This window comes from Mycobacterium sp. PO1 (assembly GCF_017312405.1).
Lineage (GTDB): Bacteria > Actinomycetota > Actinomycetes > Mycobacteriales > Mycobacteriaceae > Mycobacterium.
In genome coordinates, this window is record NZ_BLTG01000031.1 from 26,319 (window position 1) to 42,583 (window position 16,265).

General features: G+C 61.2%; 17 protein-coding genes. All 17 read left to right on the forward strand.

The features are described 5' to 3' along the window. Window positions 1–39: 39 nt before the first annotated feature. The 17 genes from J3476_RS13550 (at window position 40) to hcaB (ending at window position 16,258) form a co-directional block, all read left to right on the forward strand. Complete coding sequence (locus tag J3476_RS13550; protein ID WP_083406794.1) at window positions 40–1,293, forward strand: CaiB/BaiF CoA-transferase family protein; 1,254 nt, start codon at window positions 40–42, stop codon at window positions 1,291–1,293. Next, window positions 1,290–2,456, forward strand: a complete 1,167-nt coding sequence (locus J3476_RS13555; protein WP_207066973.1) for a transporter — start codon at window positions 1,290–1,292, stop codon at window positions 2,454–2,456. The genes J3476_RS13550 and J3476_RS13555 overlap by 4 nt, the downstream gene beginning before the upstream one ends. A gap of 36 nt (window positions 2,457–2,492) precedes the next feature. After that, a complete protein-coding gene (locus tag J3476_RS13560) occupies window positions 2,493–2,951 on the forward strand; it encodes a Zn-ribbon domain-containing OB-fold protein (protein WP_083406796.1) in 459 nt (152 codons plus the stop codon). Beyond that, a complete protein-coding gene (locus tag J3476_RS13565) occupies window positions 2,938–3,984 on the forward strand; it encodes a MaoC family dehydratase N-terminal domain-containing protein (protein WP_083406797.1) in 1,047 nt (348 codons plus the stop codon). The genes J3476_RS13560 and J3476_RS13565 overlap by 14 nt, the downstream gene beginning before the upstream one ends. A gap of 30 nt (window positions 3,985–4,014) precedes the next feature. Beyond that, on the forward strand, window positions 4,015–4,212 hold the full coding sequence (locus J3476_RS13570) for a ferredoxin (RefSeq protein WP_083406798.1): 198 nt from the start codon (window positions 4,015–4,017) through the stop codon (window positions 4,210–4,212). 253 nt (window positions 4,213–4,465) lie between these two features. After that, complete coding sequence (locus J3476_RS13575) at window positions 4,466–5,881, forward strand: aromatic ring-hydroxylating dioxygenase subunit alpha (protein ID WP_083406799.1); 1,416 nt, start codon at window positions 4,466–4,468, stop codon at window positions 5,879–5,881. Continuing rightward, entirely contained in the window at window positions 5,878–6,432 is a 555-nt protein-coding gene (locus J3476_RS13580) for a 3-phenylpropionate/cinnamic acid dioxygenase subunit beta (RefSeq protein ID WP_083406800.1), read from the forward strand. Before J3476_RS13575 ends, J3476_RS13580 begins: the two co-directional genes overlap by 4 nt. A gap of 99 nt (window positions 6,433–6,531) precedes the next feature. Beyond that, entirely contained in the window at window positions 6,532–6,975 is a 444-nt protein-coding gene (locus J3476_RS13585; RefSeq protein WP_011559081.1) for a cupin domain-containing protein, read from the forward strand. 89 nt (window positions 6,976–7,064) lie between these two features. After that, window positions 7,065–7,943, forward strand: coding sequence for an NAD(P)-dependent oxidoreductase (locus tag J3476_RS13590; protein ID WP_168141319.1), 879 nt, complete (start codon window positions 7,065–7,067; stop codon window positions 7,941–7,943). Window positions 7,944–8,109: 166 nt separating this feature from the next. Next, window positions 8,110–8,628 carry a MarR family winged helix-turn-helix transcriptional regulator gene (locus J3476_RS13595; RefSeq protein WP_036348802.1) on the forward strand — a complete coding sequence of 173 codons (519 nt, stop codon included), beginning with the start codon at window positions 8,110–8,112 and terminating at the stop codon, window positions 8,626–8,628. A gap of 451 nt (window positions 8,629–9,079) precedes the next feature. After that, window positions 9,080–9,979, forward strand: a complete 900-nt coding sequence (locus J3476_RS13600; protein ID WP_207066981.1) for an alpha/beta fold hydrolase — start codon at window positions 9,080–9,082, stop codon at window positions 9,977–9,979. Then, window positions 9,979–11,295, forward strand: a complete 1,317-nt coding sequence (locus J3476_RS13605; RefSeq protein WP_207066974.1) for an aromatic ring-hydroxylating dioxygenase subunit alpha — start codon at window positions 9,979–9,981, stop codon at window positions 11,293–11,295. Before J3476_RS13600 ends, J3476_RS13605 begins: the two co-directional genes overlap by 1 nt. A 2-nt stretch (window positions 11,296–11,297) precedes the next feature. Continuing rightward, the gene (locus tag J3476_RS13610; protein ID WP_011767817.1) at window positions 11,298–11,810 is read left to right on the forward strand and encodes an aromatic-ring-hydroxylating dioxygenase subunit beta; all 513 of its coding nucleotides are present in this window, start codon (window positions 11,298–11,300) and stop codon (window positions 11,808–11,810) included. Window positions 11,811–11,846: 36 nt separating this feature from the next. Then, on the forward strand, window positions 11,847–13,076 hold the full coding sequence (locus tag J3476_RS13615; protein WP_083406801.1) for a Gfo/Idh/MocA family protein: 1,230 nt from the start codon (window positions 11,847–11,849) through the stop codon (window positions 13,074–13,076). 19 nt (window positions 13,077–13,095) lie between these two features. Continuing rightward, complete coding sequence (locus tag J3476_RS13620; protein ID WP_207066975.1) at window positions 13,096–14,049, forward strand: extradiol ring-cleavage dioxygenase; 954 nt, start codon at window positions 13,096–13,098, stop codon at window positions 14,047–14,049. 335 nt (window positions 14,050–14,384) lie between these two features. Beyond that, window positions 14,385–15,164, forward strand: a complete 780-nt coding sequence (locus tag J3476_RS13625) for a class II aldolase/adducin family protein (RefSeq protein ID WP_207066976.1) — start codon at window positions 14,385–14,387, stop codon at window positions 15,162–15,164. Window positions 15,165–15,406: 242 nt separating this feature from the next. Continuing rightward, the gene (hcaB, locus tag J3476_RS13630) at window positions 15,407–16,258 is read left to right on the forward strand and encodes a 3-(cis-5,6-dihydroxycyclohexa-1,3-dien-1-yl)propanoate dehydrogenase (RefSeq protein WP_125477509.1); all 852 of its coding nucleotides are present in this window, start codon (window positions 15,407–15,409) and stop codon (window positions 16,256–16,258) included. Window positions 16,259–16,265 lie beyond the last annotated feature (7 nt).

Sequence of the window (16,265 nt, forward strand, 5' to 3'; positions counted from 1 at the left end):
CACGCAGTAGATGTCACACCGCCGCACCAAAGGAGTTAAGTGTCTGCCAATATGGAGAGCCTCTTCGACGGTCTGACCGTCCTCGAGCTGGGGCACGTGATCGCGGCGCCTTTCGCTGCCTCGCTGATCGGCGACTTCGGAGCACAGGTCATCAAGATCGAAGACCCCGGCTCAGGCGACATGTTGCGTAGGTCCGGTCCTCGTAAAGACGGAGTGCCCCTTTGGTGGAAGTCCGCGGCCCGGAACAAGTCAAGCGTCGCTATCGATCTGCGGCTCGCCGAGGGGCAAGCGCTCGTGCGCAAAATGGTCGAACGCGCCGACGTGGTGATCGAAAACTTCCGCCCGGGAACGCTCGAGCGTTGGGGACTGGGATGGGAGGAGCTGCACGCAGCGAACCCGCGGCTGATCATGTTGCGGATTTCCGGGTATGGCCAGATCGGCCCGGAGAGCGCAAAGCCGGGATATGGACGGGTCGGCGAAGCCATGAGCGGAGCGGTACACATCACCGGGCACCCTGACCGGCCACCGACGCATTTCGGTTTCTCCCTGGGCGATGTCACGACAGGAATCATGGGTGCGTTCGCTGTTGCCGGAGCACTCTTCAAACGTGAAGCGATCGGGAATCGCTTCGATGGGGAATGTATCGACCTGGCTCTCTACGAGTCACTGTTTCGTGGTATCGACTGGCAGGTCATCCTCTACGACCAGTTGAACTTTGTTGCCGAGCGTCAGGGCAACCAGTTTCAGGTCAGCCCGTCACCGGTGTCAGATACTTATCTCAGTGGCGATGGGGTGTGGTACACCGTGGCGACCGGCACCGTCCGGTCAGTACAGAGCCTGCTCGAACTGCTGGGCGGCACGACTCTGCGCAACGATCCGAAGTACGCGACACAGGAACTGCAGATGTTGCACCGCGAGGAGCTCGGCGAGATGGTTCGCCAGTGGTTCGCCGAAAACAACTCCGATATTGTCGAAAAGGCCTGCGCGAGTGCGGGTGTCGTGGCTGCGCGGATCTTCACGCCGGCAGAGATGTTCTCCAGTCCCACGTTCGCGGCTCGCGAGAGCCTGGTCGAGGTCGCTGACCCGGAATTGGGTCCGGTCCGCGTCACCGGGGTGGTGCCGAGGTTGACGAACTTTCCCGGATCCGTGCGCAGCACCGGGCCCCGTCTCGGGATCCACGGCCAAGAGGTGCTGACTGAGTGGCTCGGCTTGGCCGACTCGGAGTACGAGGCGCTGGTATCGAGTGGCGTCGTCGGGGCGGTCGACGTTGACGGAGAGGTTCCCGGGCATTGAATTCGCTGCGCGACAAGGCCTGCATCGTCGGCGTTGGTCATACGGCCTACCGTCGTGATGCCACTGAGTCGGCAACGGACCTTGGCCTGCAACTTGAAGCGGCCCATGCCGCGATCGTGGATGCCGGGCTGTCGGTTGGCGAGATCGATGGCCTCATCTGCCCGATCAACGGTGGCACGGCCGAAGATTTCATCGCGAATCTCGGCCTGACGCATGTTCGTTACGCGGTGACTTCCCATACCGGAGGCGCGGCAAGTGTGGCGGGTCTGGCAACTGCGGCGATGGCGGTGTGGTCGGGCGTCGCTCGCCATGTCCTCATTCCCGCGGGCTGGTGTGGGTACTCAGGTCCGCGTGCCCGCGGGATGGCATCGAGCGCGGACATGGCGATAGGCAAGGTTGTCCGGGATTATTACGCGCCACAGGGCGCGGTGTCGGCGGTGCACCAGTATGCGCTCGTGGCCGACCGCTACGTCCGCAAGTATGACGTGCCGCCTGAAGCGATGGGGGCGGTGGCAGTCGCGTTTCGTGCTAACGCGCAGCTCAACTCGAATGCGGTGATGTGCGGCCGTGAGCTGACGATGCAGGACTACCTCGACGCTCCACCGATCAGTACGCCGTTTCGTTTGTTCGATTGCAGTTTGGAGACCGACGGCGCAGCAGCGGTGGTGGTATCAGCGGCCGAATGTGCGGCTGACGGCCCGCACCGGCCGGTGTTTGTGATGAGTGTGGCCGAAGGTCGCCCATTTCCCGTCGATGAGTTCGCCAACAGGGCCGATCCATTGGAGATCGGGCTCGCCGAGGCGGCGCCGCGCGCGTTTGCCGACGCCGGTGTCGCCCCGTCTGATATCGATCTGCTCGAGGTTTACGACAGTTTCACTGTCAACGTGTTGCGGCAGATCGAAGCGGCCGGGTTCTGTAAGCCAGGCGAAGCAGCGGATTTTGTACTCGACGGATGTATCGCCGCGGACGGTTCGTTGCCGACGAATCTCAATGGCGGTTTGCTCTCCGAAGCGCACGTGCAAGGGATGAACAATCTGGTCGAGGCGGTGCGGCAACTGCGCGGGGGCTTAGCGGAGCGGCAGGTCCACGACGCGGAGTTGGCGGTAGTGACCGGTATGGGCGGCGGATGGGGTTCAGGTGCTCTCGCGATATTGCGTCGGTGACGGCGTTGTGACTGGCCGCTTCACAAGGGGCCCGATGTGAGGCGAACGGAAACGGATGTCGCAGCACCGCTGTTGCCATCCCTGGAAGGTCTCACGGCCCAGTTCTATGAGCATTGCCGACGTGAAGAGCTGTCGTTTCAGCGGTGTTCAAGGTGCGGCCGTTGGCGTCACGTTCCTCGCCTGACGTGTGCTGGCTGCGGCAGTAACTCCTGGTCTTGGCAGAGGTCGTCGGGCAGGGGAGTGGTATTCAGCCACACGGTTATTCACCGCGCGCTGCATCCCGGGTTCGACGAGGCCGTCCCGTTCGTGTGCGCCGTTGTCGAAATGGATGAGGGTGTGCGGATGGTGGCACGGATAGTGGACCTAGTTGCCGACCGGACGGCGGTGCTGGTTGATGCGGCCGTCGAGGTTGTCTACGTGCACGTCGCCGATGATGTTGTGCTGCCGGCATTTCGGCTGTCCGCTGCGGAAGTGCGGGGCGATGGCCGCCGCTGACGAGTTGCGCGATCGTGTCGGTGAGAAGATCCACTTTCGAGGAGCCGACTCGGTGACGCAGAACGACATCCGCCGCAAACTGGAGGTTTTCACCTTTTCCTGTCCGCTGCATGACGACGAGGCGGCAGCGAAGGCGCACGGGTACCTCGGCGTTGTGGCCCCGGTGACGATGACCCCGCTGTGGGGGCTGCCGCCGTATTGGGCACCCGGACAGCCCAGTCCCTATCGGGTCGACGGGCAGGAGATGACGGGCAACATCACCGACACGCTGGCTCTGCCATTCAGCCGATCGGTCAACGTCAGCAGCGAGTGGCAATACCACACACCGCTGTACTTGGGGGACAGGTTGCAGGGGACTACGACGATCATCTCGGTAGAGCAGAAGCGCACCCGGGTGGGTACCGGAGTCTTCCTGCAATACGAGTCGGAGTACGTGAAGTTTTCGGGAGAACTGGTGGCGCTCAACCGAAATACCGTCTTCAACTACGACCCAGACGACGCCTCCAGGCCTGAGCCCGGCACTTCGGCCCGCGCCCAGCAGGGCGACCGAGGTCCCCGCACGCGCTCAGTGGATGATGCCGCTACCAGTGTCGACTGGAACACGCCACTTCAGTTCGACGACGTTACGGTCGGTGCGCAAGTGCGCGGACCGGCTCTGGCCCTGACCTACCAGCGCATTGTGATGAACATTGCCGCGGATCGCATGTTTTCCGGGATACACCATAGCGCCGCGGCCGCTCATGCCGCGGGGCTTGCCGACATCATCTTCAATACTCGTGGCCTGGAAACTCTTTTCGAGACCGGGCTTCGTCGCTGGATGGGCCTTCGCGGCAGGTTGGTGCATCTGGGTCCGTTCAAGATGAGTGCCTCAGTTCACCCGGGCGACGTCGTGCAGGCGCGATGGACGGTGACTGGCAAGCATGCCGAGGCTGGCGCAGAAACCGTAGATCTCGATTTCGGTGTCTTCGCCGGGGATCGGCAAGCGGTGCAAGGGATTGCCACCATCGCCCTCGATGGCAAAGAGCAAAGCTGATCAGAAGTTCGTAGGACAAGAAGGGGTCAAATGAGTGTTATCAAGGCGGACGTGGAGGTCTGCCAAGGCTACGCGAACTGTGTCGTTGCAGCGGCCGACGTCTTCGACATCGGTGATACGGGAACCGTTGTCATTCTTGATGACACGGTAACCGAGAGCGATGAGGCAAGGATCGTCACGGCAATTCGCAGTTGTCCCGTCTCGGCTCTACGTCTCGCAACGATTTGAGTGAGACGGCCGTGAACGTGCAAGTACCAGCGGGTGAGTGCGTCGACCATGGTTGAGACGAGTTGGTTCCCGAATGTACTTGCGTTTCAACCGGCATGAGTTCTCGTGTATTGCATCCTCAATCAGGATCTGGCTCCACTCGACGAGGTACGACGTGAGATCGACGCCTGGCAGACGCGGTGACGGTTTGTGGTGATCTGAGTTACGGCTGTCTCGGGGGTGGTTCGGGCATTACAGCAAAGGAAAGGTACCGATGACGTTAAAAATGAGTACTTCAGGCGGTTCGGACACGACCGCTCGTAGTCTCGTCGATGTCGATCGCGGGGAGATCAGTCGCGAAATCTTCACCGATGCTTCGATTTTCAACCGTGAGTTGGAGTATTTGTTTCCGCGAGCCTGGTTGTTTGTGGGCCATGCCACGCAGGTGTCTGCGCCGGGCCAGTTCTTCTCGTCGAGGATGGGTTCGGATCCGGTGCTGTTGACCCGTGACGCTCAAGGCGATGTGAATGTCCTGCTCAATTCGTGCCGACATCGGGGTATGGCGGTGTGTCGCTATGACGAGGGCCGTACGCTGCAGTTCACCTGCCCCTACCATGGCTGGTCGTACTCGATGGACGGTTCGCTGGTGTCCACTCCAGGGGATTTGCACGGTGTGCCGCAGCAGGGCATGGCCTACGGCAATGGCCTTGACAAAGCGAGTTGGGGACTTGTCAGGGCTGCCAAGGTGCACAACTTCAAAGGCCTGATCTTCGCGTGCTGGGACCCCGCCGCCCCGGATTTCGACGAGTATGTCGGCGACTTTCACTATTGGCTGGACAACCTGGCTGATGCTTTCGATGGCACCGAGGGCGCGACCGAGGTGTTCCGTGGAGTGCAGAAGTGGCGCATCAGATCGAATTGGAAGTTCGTTTCAGAAAACTTTCTGGGCGATACCTATCACGGGGCGACGACTCACGCCTCAGTTGAACAGGTGGGTATCGGCCCGGGCGGCAGAAACTCCCGGCGTCACGGTGAACGACAGGATCAGGGTGGTTTTTCGAAGGGCCGAGTGAAGACGTCGTTTCGTACGGGCCACGGTGCATCGGACAACCTGGCGTATGAGATCGCCTATCCTGAGTTCGCCGAAGAACCGGCCTTGAGTGAGTACTTCTCCCAGGCCTGGGCACTCCGTAAAGAGCGGTTAGAGGCGCAGGGCAGACAGCTCGGTGGTCGTGGCCCAGCGACGATGTTCCCCAATATGTCGTTCTCCGCCGGTTTTCCGCGGACGATCCTGGTGTCACACCCGATCAGCCCCACCGAAACCGAAGTGTGGCGGTGGTACCTCATCGACAAGAACGCTCCCGATGATGTACGTGACTGGCTGCGCCGCTATTACATGCGCTACTCGGGTCCTGGAGGGATGACGGAGCAAGACGATATGGAGAACTGGAATTACGCGACGCAGGCCAGCCAGGGCGTGATAGCCCGGCGCTATCCCTACAACTATCAGCAGGGTCTCGATATGGAAACTCCCAGTGCGCTCGACCAGGCGGTGCATTCTCACCACCCCATCGCAGGCGAGGTGAATGCACGCGCCTTTTACCGGCGATGGGCCGAGTTCACCGACAACCTCTCGTGGCCTCAACTCATCGAACTTGCCAAATCCGACGAGAGAGCCGCACGGTCGTGAGTGCAACGGGCGGTGAAATTTCCACGAGGCAGGATGCGGTAGAGAAGTTGCTGCTTCAGGCCGAAATCGCCGATTTCCTCTATCGGGAAGCCGACCTGCTCGACGAACGACGTTACTCCGAATGGCTCGGTCTGCTCACCGACGACTACGAGTACTCCGTTCCACTGCGGGCGAACGTCGCCTACGACGACCTCGCGCAGCTGGAGCAGACTCAGGAAGGTCACGACATCTGCTGGTTCGACGAGAAAAAGGAGACCGTCGCTTTGCGGGTGGAGCAGCTGATGACTGGCCTGCACTGGGCCGAAGAACCCGTCTCGCGAGTGTCACACCTAGTCACCAACGTGCGTATTGAAGGAGTAGACGGCGCGGAAGTCGAGGTGAGTTGCCGGTTCCTGGTGTATCGAAACCGGGTCGCCGATGAGACTGATTTTCTGGTCGGCCGGCGCAAGGACCGGTTGCGCCGCGTCGCCGGTGACTGGCAACTGTGCCGTCGCCGGCTACTCCTCGACCAAACGGTCTTACTCGCTAAGAACCTGTCGATCATTCTATGAAGCCGGACCATGTCCTTGAACCCTTGACCTTCAGCACGGCAAAATATATTCTTCTCTAAACCCATTTGATGGGCCGCGACCGATGAGGGGGCAGCTGGATTGTCTACTTCGCTCCAACCGAAGCGGCGTGCCGATGACGTGACCGCCCTGCGTGTGATGACAGAGGAAATGCGCCCGCTTCTCGTCGGCGACGGGTACCAGATGTTCGATGTGCGCGCTCCGCAATCATCGGGCCCACCGCCGCACCAACATCCCTGGGATGAAAGCTATGTCGTGCTGGAGGGCGAACTGTGGGTAAGCCGCGGCGGCGAAGAAGCGACCCTGCAGGTGGGTGAGGCGATTCGAGTGCCGGCTGGCGTCGTGCACGCCTATCGCGTTCTCTCTGACGGCGCCCGGTGGATCACGACTTCGTCTTGCCCGGGCGGCGCGCTGGATTTCTTTTCAGACGTGGACGAAACGTCGAACGGTCCGGGTGACGTGAAGGCCCTCATTGAGGCGGCCAAGCGAAACAGTGTCCGATTCGCCGATCCGGCGCTGGGATAGCCGTCTGTTGAGCCACCATGCCGCAGATGCCGGCATTCGCCGACTGTGTCGGTAGTCGGTTTACGGCCTGACATTCGGTGGTCGGTGTCATGAGGCGGGTCGGCGTGATCGGCTTGGGCGGCATGGGTTCCGCGCTGGCGGCGTCACTTCTTGCGACGGACCATTACGTAGTCTGTTTCGACATTCGGCCCGACGTATTACGCCCAATTGTCGAGCTAGGCGCCGAGGCTGCTGCGGACGCGCGTGAGTTGGCCGGCGCATGTGATGTCGTTTTGACGTTTCTCCCGGGGCCGAGTCAGGTGCTGGAGGTGGCGCTCGGGTCGGAGCGAGGTGTCCTGGCCGGCCTTGCCGACGGGGCCGCCCTGCTGGATATGTCGACCTGTAATCCCGAGGTCGCAGCAATCATCGGTCAGGCCTACGACGCGGCTGGGAGGCGTTTTGTCGATTGCCCCGTCAGCCGAAAGGCGCCGAACATGACCGTTCTGGTCGGAGGCCCAAGCGGGGTGCTCGGCCCTGATGCCGATGTCCTCGCCGCCGTCTCACGCACCTTGGTGTACTGCGGCCATCGAGGTGCGGGATATGCCACCAAGCTTCTCAACCAGCACATCAAGTACAGCTGGTACCTCGCTTCGGCGGAAGCCCTCTTAATCGCTGAGGCGATGGGATTGAATGCCGGCGACGTAGCCGACGCGATCGCGGAGTGCAGCGGGGGGGACTCGGGTCTCACCACGGCGGCGGCGTACTTCCGCCACGACACCGAGTCAGTTAGAAACCGCGCCCCCGCTAGCACCATTACGAAAGACTCCGCGCTCGCGGAACGAATGGCGACGAACGCCGGTATCCGCAGCAGGACGCTTGAGCCCGTCGTGGACTTCTTCCAAAGTGTTGCGGCCTCGGAGTTTCGCGACCGTGCCTACCCCGAAAGCACAGAACTTCTTCAACGAATCCGGTCGATGCCTCCGAAGTGAACCCCTACGTCTTGAGTGCGACCCGCGTCACGCTGTGTAGCTAACTGAATTGTAAACGGGGCCGAATATCGGTGAGCGGAAAGAAAGACCACCGACCATTTGCCGGTATGATCACCACCCGGTGGAGATGTCTGCCGAACCGCTGATCAACGTTGCAAGGGACTTCATGAGTACCGAGAAGTTGACGATGGCCGAACAGGTCGCGGCCAAGACCCGCGAAGCCGGACCCGATCATGACCCCTCTTCGTTGGCGCTCCCGCTTGCGCTCTACCGTGCTGTGACCGCCTTCGGTCGGGTAGCCGTCGATGAGTTGACGCCGGTAGACCTCTCGATGAGCCAGTTCAACGTTCTGACCGTCCTGAAGCGCGCCGACGGGCCGATGACGATGGGCGCACTGGCCGATTCTATTTCCGTACGCCAAGCCAGCCTGACGAGCGTGGTGGACACGCTGACCAAGGCAGGTTTTGTCACACGCAAGGTGAATCCCCGCGATCGGCGCTCGGTTGTGGTCGCGATATCGAAGAAGGGCGATCAGTTCATGACCGAGTTTCTGCCCGGTCATTACGACTTTCTGCAGAGACTCTTTGCCGGTATCAACCCGCGACACAGGCAGCAGCTGCTTGCACGACTGAACGAACTAATAGATTGCTTGGAGAACTACCCGAGCGGCCAGCGCACCTCCTGATCGGTCCCCGGGTATAGGACGGTCGACGCCGCTACGGTGCTGACGTCCACTCACCGGTCCTCGCTTGGCATCCACGGCTCCAACTGAGGGGTCTATCGGGTGCACTCAGGTAGTGAGTACTCCCGAGAAGAACGTTCGCTCGTCGGCTAGGTTGCGTCCGACCTTGGTGAAACGCGGCAGTCCGCGTGGCGCTCAGGGTTTGTCGCGAGGTGCGAATGACATTGCGGCACAGAAGAATTATTGATACGACGCTGCACGACCGCAATGAAGAACTGTGTCGATGTGATGGTCGACAGCTTGCGTCGGCAGCCGCACCGCTGCGCCCGCTTGACGTGGGCATCGTCTCCCCTTCGAGAGTCCCATTTACACAGAAGCCTAAATTTCTACCTTGCAGATATTCGGGAAGTATGATAAAAACTGGGTACTGTACTGGCTGAGGGGACGTCGAAGGTTGCTCAAAGACGCTTCAATTTGTGTGAGCTTGCTTGGAACGGAAACACGCTTCGTAGATGTCGACGGCGTCCGAACCAGGACAATTCAGGCAGGGGAAGGTCCGGACCTCATTCTCATGCACGGGGGAGGCGGTCACGCCGAAGCCTTCGCCCGCAACGTGACGGCGCTGTCGCGTCATTTCCGAGTGCATGCGCTGGACCTGTTGGGTCACGGTCTCACCAGTGGTTGTGAGGTCGCCCCGAAGCGTAAGGACTATGTCAGTCACCTTCTCGGATACATGGACCAGGAAGGCATCGACCGAGCCCACCTGGTGGGCGAGTCGTTAGGAGGTTGGATCGCGGCGTGGACTGCGTTGGAACATCCCGACCGTGTCGACCGATTGATCTACGTGTGCGGCGCGCGGTTGACGCTAGAGGTCGGCGCCGATGCCGAGGCTCGCACCGCTGCCGGGCGCGCAGAGCTTGCCCGGGTCACCCGGCAATTCCTGGCTGACCCGAGTCCGGCGAATGTGCGGGAGAGGATGGCCTGGCTTTTCCACCACCCTGACCGCGACCTGACCGATGAACTGGTGGCGCTGCGGTGGGCACTTTACCAGAGCGAAGAATCGCGGTCGGCACTGACGAACGCGACGGCGCCGCCCTCAGCGGCCACTGCGCAGGACAATCTCACGGCTGAGCGATTGACCAGCTTGACCAGGCCCACGCTCGTGCTGTGGACGAGTCACAATCCCTCGGCGACGGTGGAATTCGGACGGCGGGCAGCCGAGCTAATTCCCGGCGCTGAATTCGCATTGATGGAGGATTGTGGCCATTGGCCGCAGTGGGAACGGCCGGAAGAGTTCAACCAAATCCTCACCAATTATCTTCAAGGTGATCGCGAGTCCCGAGGGCAACGTTGATGGAGACAATCGGTTCCAAAACCGGCTCGGCGCTGCCGATAGACTCCTCGGCCTTCTACGACGAGGCGGTGTACCAGCGGGAACTCGACTCCATCTTCAAGCGGTCGTGGCTCTTCGTCGGCCACGAGTCCATGATCCCCAAGCCCGGTGACTTCCGCACAACCTATATGGCCGACGACGCCGTGATCGTGTGCCGGGACAAGGAATCTCGTGTTCGTGTGCTGCTGAACAAATGTCGGCACCGGGGCAATAAAGTCTGTCAGTTCGACAAGGGCAACGCGAACATCTTTCACTGCAGCTATCACGGCTGGAGTTACGACACTGCCGGACGGCTGCGCAGTGTTCCGCTAGCCGGGAGCGCCTACGGGCCGCAGTTCGATAAGGCCAGCATGGGCCTCGTCTCCCCCCGGGTAGCTACCTACAAAGGACTTATCTTTGCGTGCTGGGATCAGTCGGCGCCGCCGCTGGAAGAATATCTGGGGGAGGGCCTGCTGTGGTACCTCGACAACTTTCTACTCGACTGTGACCCCAACGGCCTGCAGGTCGTTCCCGGCCTGCACCGCTACCTCATGCCCGTCAACTGGAAGTTGTTGGCCGAGAACTTCGGCGGCGACCAGTATCACTTCGCTGCCACTCACGGATCGGTTTCCGCACTGTCGAAAGCTGGGCAGACTGCCCGCATCAACTTTTCGATAGACGAGGGGCAGCACTACAGCGTGGTTCTCGACGGCTGCGCGCCCCATGGGTTGCTGCAACTGGCAGTCGGTAAGAATTTTTATCAGGACGATCTCGCCCAAGCCGAAACGCTGGGTACCGAAGCAGTCGACTGGCTAACCGAGCGGCAGCGCCTGCAAGACGAGCGGTTGGCGACATCCCCCGTGCAGCCCTACAGCTTTCACGTAGCCAATATCTTCCCAAACTTCAGCATGATTGGCATGGGCACGGCTTTTTACGGTCGGGGATTCATCATGTGGCAGCCTCGGGGACCGCGGTTGACCGAGGTTTGGGAGTGGTGTTTGGTGGAAAGCTCCGCGCCCCGTGCTGTCAAGGAACGCATGGTCTTCGTCTTGAGTCAGCGGCAATCGGCGGCCGGTCTCGTGACGCCCGATGATCACGAAAACTTCGAACAATTGTCTGACGCCCTTGACACCGGAGTCGCCCGGGATGTGCCGTTCAACTACTCACTCGGCGAGGACGTCGAACCAATGGAGTCGCTGGTTGCGGAGTTACCCGGCAATGTCAGGCCGCAGATCAGCGAAGCCTACCAGCGCGAGTTCTATCGGCACTGGCACCGAACTATGACGGAGCCGGCCTAGCCATGGAGACCAGCCAGTTGGACGTGGAACTGCGGCTGCGAATAAACGAATTCTATGCGCGGGAGACCATGCTTCTCGATGATGGGCGGCTGGACGAGTGGCTGGGCTTATTGGCGCCGGATGTCAGATACACGATGCCATTCCCAGAGTCCAGCACGCATCCGGTCGACGATGATGACGGCCTACCGCCGTTTCTGTTGTTCAACGACGACTACGAATCGCTGAAGCTGAGAATTGCCCGGCTGGCTACTGGGCTCGCCCCCGGGGAAACTCCACGCACGATCACTCAGCGCTTAGTCAGCGACATCCTGGTCACCGATGTATCCGATCAGGAGCTGAGCGTCCGATCCAGCGTCATGGTGTTTCTCGTACGCCATGAACGCCACGAGAGCTTCTTCATCGGCAAACGACAAGACGTTCTACGCCGAGACGAAGACTCGGGCCTGCTGCTGGCCGCCCGGGTCATCACCCTGGCTCATAGCGTTCTTCCACGAGCGATTTCGATCTTCTTCTAATGCCCAGTCGTTCACTAGCTCTCAGATAGGTCGCACATGACAGATGTCGCGTCACGCGAGCTCGGCCTAGGATTTCTCGGAATCGGTCAGGCTGTCGCCCGAATCTTCCAGCAGTACCCAGACATGTCGACGCTGCCGTATCGGGTTGTGGCGGCAGCCGATACCCGATCACACTCGCTCGCCCGCTTCGCCACCGAGTTCTCCGGCCAGACCTACACGAACGCAGAGCAACTGTGTGCCGATCCAAGCGTGGACGTCGTCTACATCGCCACCCCTCCCGAGCTGCATCGGGAGCATGCGCTAATGGCCGCACGTCACGGAAAACACATGATCGTCGAAAAGCCGTTGGCCATGTCGATCGACGATTGCACTGCAATGGTCGAGGCGGCCCAGGCAGCGGGCGTGCAGCTGATGGCCGGCCACACACACAGCTTTGATGCGCCGGTGCGAGCGATGGCCGAACTTGTAGCCAGTGGCGAACTCGGCGAGTTGCTCATGGTCAACACCTGGAATTTCAACGACTTCAACCGGCGACCGTGGCCGACTTCGGAATTGCGCTCGACCAGCGGGCCAGTGCTCAACCAGGGGCCCCACCAGGTCGATATCGTGCGGCAAATAGCCGGCGGTTTGGCCAGAACAGTGCGTGCGTCGACAATATGGGACGACGTCCGGGAATGCGTCGGGGGATACACCTGTCATCTCGGATTCGAATCAGGAGCTTCCGCCACGCTCGTCTATGACGCGCGAGCTTTCTTCGACGTCGCGGAGTTGCACTCGTGGGTGGCAGAGGACGGCGGCCGCCGCAGTCCCCAAGCCAACCAGCGAGTAGCCAGCAACTTCGCTGCGCTCAGTCAGAACCCTGACCACCTTGAAGTCGCACTGGAAGCCCAGAAGGAGCAGGGCCGCTACGGTGCTGCGACGACGACCGAAGAGTCACAGGAGCTGTGGGGGTACTCCGCCCCCGGAGAGATCATCCACCACCCCTACTTCGGCCTGACCGTGGTCAGCTGCCAACACGGCGCGATCAGGCAGTCGCCCGACGGGCTGGTGGTGTACGGGCAAAACGGATTACAGGAAATACCGGTCGCGCGCACCATGCGGGGCAGGGCCGCAGAGTTGGCTGAACTACATCGGGCGATCACTGAGGACCGCCCTGTTCAGCACGACGGCCGCTGGGGGCGCGCGACGCTAGAAGTATGTTTCGCCATCCTGCAGTCGGCCTACGAAGATCGCGAAGTCGTTCTCTCCCACCAGGTATCGCTGTGACTTCAGATGAGGAGAAATCGTGGGTGAGATTGTAGCCGGTTACGCGTCGTCCCATGCCTTCACTTTCATCCCGCCTCCCAGGTGGGAAGGCTTCCGCATAAAGAACAGGAAGAACTACACAGTGCGACGCGGTAAGACCCCACCTCGCCTGAGGAAAGACGAAGAACCATTCGACGACGCTGCGGCGCGTTACGCGCACATCGAGAACGGGCTTCAAAGGCTGCGTGACAGCATCAGACAAGACCGACTGGATTGCCTGATCATCATCGGCGATGACCAGAACGAAAACTTCGACGGTTCGGCACTGCCCCAGATAGCCATCCACACAGGAGATGGGTTCACAGTGTCTGACCGCTTCTTGCCAGACGCGCGGTTTTGGAAAAGTTCGCCCGAGCTCAGTAAGGACTTGAGTGAGCACACCGTCGAGGCCGGATTCGACGTCACCGCAGTCACCGATTTTCGTGACAGCACCTTGCACTCACACGCACACGGCGAGATTGTGGCCAACATCCTCCGAGACCACCAAATCCCAGTGGTGTTGGTATTCCTCAATGCCGTTCACGTGCCGTCGTTGTCGCCTAAACGGTGCTTCGCGCTCGGCCGCGCGATTGCCGACGCCGTGCGGTCACGCCGCCCTGCAGACGAGAGGATAGGTGTCTACGCGTCCGGTGGACTTTCACACTTCACTGCCGGCTATCCGTGGGCTGCCTACGATGGGCCGCGCGTTCACGGCTCAATCGACGACGAATTCGATCGCCGCACCCTGAAGTGCCTCGCTACCGGAAACGGCTACGAGCTGAGCAAACTGACCAGCGAAGACCTGCTCAACTCTGGCAACATCGAGCTGAGATCGTGGATATGTGCTGTCGGCGCAGTCGGCGGCAACACGCCATGGGCCAGCGTCTATGAGCCCATTCCCCGCGCCCTGATGGGAATGGCCGTCGCCTGGACGAACCCCGAGATCCCTAATTAGGGCATCGCGTGAGGCACGCGGGCGCACGGTTTTGCCGGTTGACCCGACTGCGTCGCCACCATACTCTCTGTTTTACAGAAAAGATTTCTATCCTCCAGTGGATCTATCGGTCGATGAATCGAATCTAGTCACGGAACGGAAGTAACTGGCCCGTGGCGGAGGTGCAGCTTCAGCCTGGGGCCTCCAGAGGCCAATCACACAGAGACCGATAGGAAGGAGGCGATACGGATGGCCATTTGCACTGCCAGCAGCGCCCATCGCAGTTCGTACCAGGCGCCCGCGAACTTGAGCATCGCCGCCAAGGGCGGCGCCGACACCGACAGCCGAGGCTCGCGATGAGCTCCACCCCTTCGGCAAAAGGGCTAGACACTGAACGACACGCCATCGCGCTGGCCTGTCGCGTCCTGGCGGCGCGCGGTTTGGCGCCAGGCATCCTCGGCCACATCAGCCTGCGCGTCGACAAAGATCGACTGCTGATCCGATGTCGTGGTCCGCACGAGCGAGGACTCGCGTTCACCCGTGCAAAAGACATCCGGGTGGTCACGTTGGACGGTGAAGAGGGCGCCCCAGGAGAACTCGACGACGGTCACCAGCCGCCGAACGAGTTGCCACTGCACAGCGAAGTGCTCCGCACCCGCCGCGATGTCAATGCCGTGGTCCATGCGCACCCCGAGGCGGTAGTTGCCGCCGATCTCGCCGGTCTAGGCGTCCGGCCGATCGTCGGAGCGTTTGACATACCCGGTTTTAGGCTCGCCGCGGATGGCGTGCCGGTCTATCGGCGAGGGGTCTTGGTGCGCAATCGGCAACTCGCCCAGGAAATGGTTGCAGCTATGGCGGACCGGCCGGTGGTCGTTCTGCGGGCCCACGGCCTCACTAGTGCTGCGGAATCCGTTGAGCGGGCCGTACTACAGGCCATCAGCGTCGACACGATATCGCGTTTGTCGCTTCAGATCGCTTCTGCTGGTGGCACTCTGGCTGATTTGCCCGACGATGATGCAGCAGAGCTGCCTGACCTAGGGAATGCGTTTAACGAGACCATCGCGTGGCGTCACGAGTTGGCACGCCTCCAAACCCATCGTTCGTCGCGTCACACTTCCAAAAAACGATCCTCATAGGCCACTGGCGGCCATGCGGCCACGAGCTCACGGCCGTCGCCGCGGGCGGTCTGGGACGCCGCTTCCAATCCCGTCGAATCGCTGGCGTAGACATCCCCCGCACTCTCCTCGCCCGAGCATCGAGACCCGCGTGAATCGGAGCTTCGACAGCGCTGCGCGGATAGACCCCCCATTCCGCGACGAGGAAGCTAATCAGCAAATGAAGCGCTGCTGCAACGGCGACATCACCGGAGGGCAATAGTTTGAGTTGGTTGACCGGGCAAGTCGCCCTGGTGACCGGCGGGGCAGCCGGAATCGGTTTGGCCGTGGTCGAGCGTTTCTTGGCCGAGGGCGCATGCGTGGGCGTCCTGGATCGCTCGGAAGGCGACCTGGCTACCATCGGCAACGCCGACGGCAGGCTCATCGCGGTAACAGGTGACGTGACGTCGTATGCAGACAACGTCATGGCGGTGCGCGAAACGGTCGATGCGTTCGGAAAGCTCGACGTCTTCGTCGGCAACGCTGGGATCTTCGATTACTTTGCCCCTTTGGTGGGTTTCGACGGAGCCGACCTCAGCAGCGCCTTCGATGAGATCTTCGCGGTCAATGTAAAGGGCTACCTCCTTGGTGCCAGGGCCGCCGTTCCTGAACTCCTCAAAAGCGATGGCCCGAGCATGATCTTCACCGTCTCCAACTCTGGCTTCTATGCCTCCGGTGGCGGCCCGCTGTACACCGCTTCCAAGCACGCAGTCGTTGGCGTAGTGCGTGAACTGGCCTACGAGTTGGCGCCGAAGATCAGGGTGAATGGCGTCGCTCCAGGCGGCACGGTAACGGGCCTGCGTGGAATCGAGGACCTCGGCCAGGGTCAGGACGTGTTGTCATCGGTGCCCGGCATCGCCGACATTATGAGTACTACAAACCCATTGCAGTACGCGCAGCAGCCCGCCGATCACGCCGGCCTGTATCTGCTACTCGCGTCTGCAGACAACTCGCGAGCGGTGACCGGCGTCGTCATCAACAGCGACGGCGGCTTGGGCGTGCGGGGCCTCAACCAGCCGTCCGGAGGGACGGAACTTGCCACCGGCGCGATGCGCATCGACGTCGGGTCAACATAGGAGGTTT

What these genes read in the sequence shown, in the direction of transcription:
- J3476_RS13565 (WP_083406797.1), top strand. Translation starts at nt 2,938, where the DNA reads ATGGCCGCCGCTGACGAGTTGCGCGATCGTGTCGGTGAGAAGATCCAC.
- J3476_RS13605 (WP_207066974.1), top strand. Translation starts at nt 9,979, where the DNA reads ATGGAGACAATCGGTTCCAAAACCGGCTCGGCGCTGCCGATAGACTCC.
- J3476_RS13625 (WP_207066976.1), top strand. Translation starts at nt 14,385, where the DNA reads ATGAGCTCCACCCCTTCGGCAAAAGGGCTAGACACTGAACGACACGCC.
- J3476_RS13575 (WP_083406799.1), top strand. Translation starts at nt 4,466, where the DNA reads ATGACGTTAAAAATGAGTACTTCAGGCGGTTCGGACACGACCGCTCGT.
- J3476_RS13595 (WP_036348802.1), top strand. Translation starts at nt 8,110, where the DNA reads ATGAGTACCGAGAAGTTGACGATGGCCGAACAGGTCGCGGCCAAGACC.
- J3476_RS13590 (WP_168141319.1), top strand. Translation starts at nt 7,065, where the DNA reads ATGAGGCGGGTCGGCGTGATCGGCTTGGGCGGCATGGGTTCCGCGCTG.
- J3476_RS13570 (WP_083406798.1), top strand. Translation starts at nt 4,015, where the DNA reads ATGAGTGTTATCAAGGCGGACGTGGAGGTCTGCCAAGGCTACGCGAAC.
- J3476_RS13610 (WP_011767817.1), top strand. Translation starts at nt 11,298, where the DNA reads ATGGAGACCAGCCAGTTGGACGTGGAACTGCGGCTGCGAATAAACGAA.
- J3476_RS13615 (WP_083406801.1), top strand. Translation starts at nt 11,847, where the DNA reads ATGACAGATGTCGCGTCACGCGAGCTCGGCCTAGGATTTCTCGGAATC.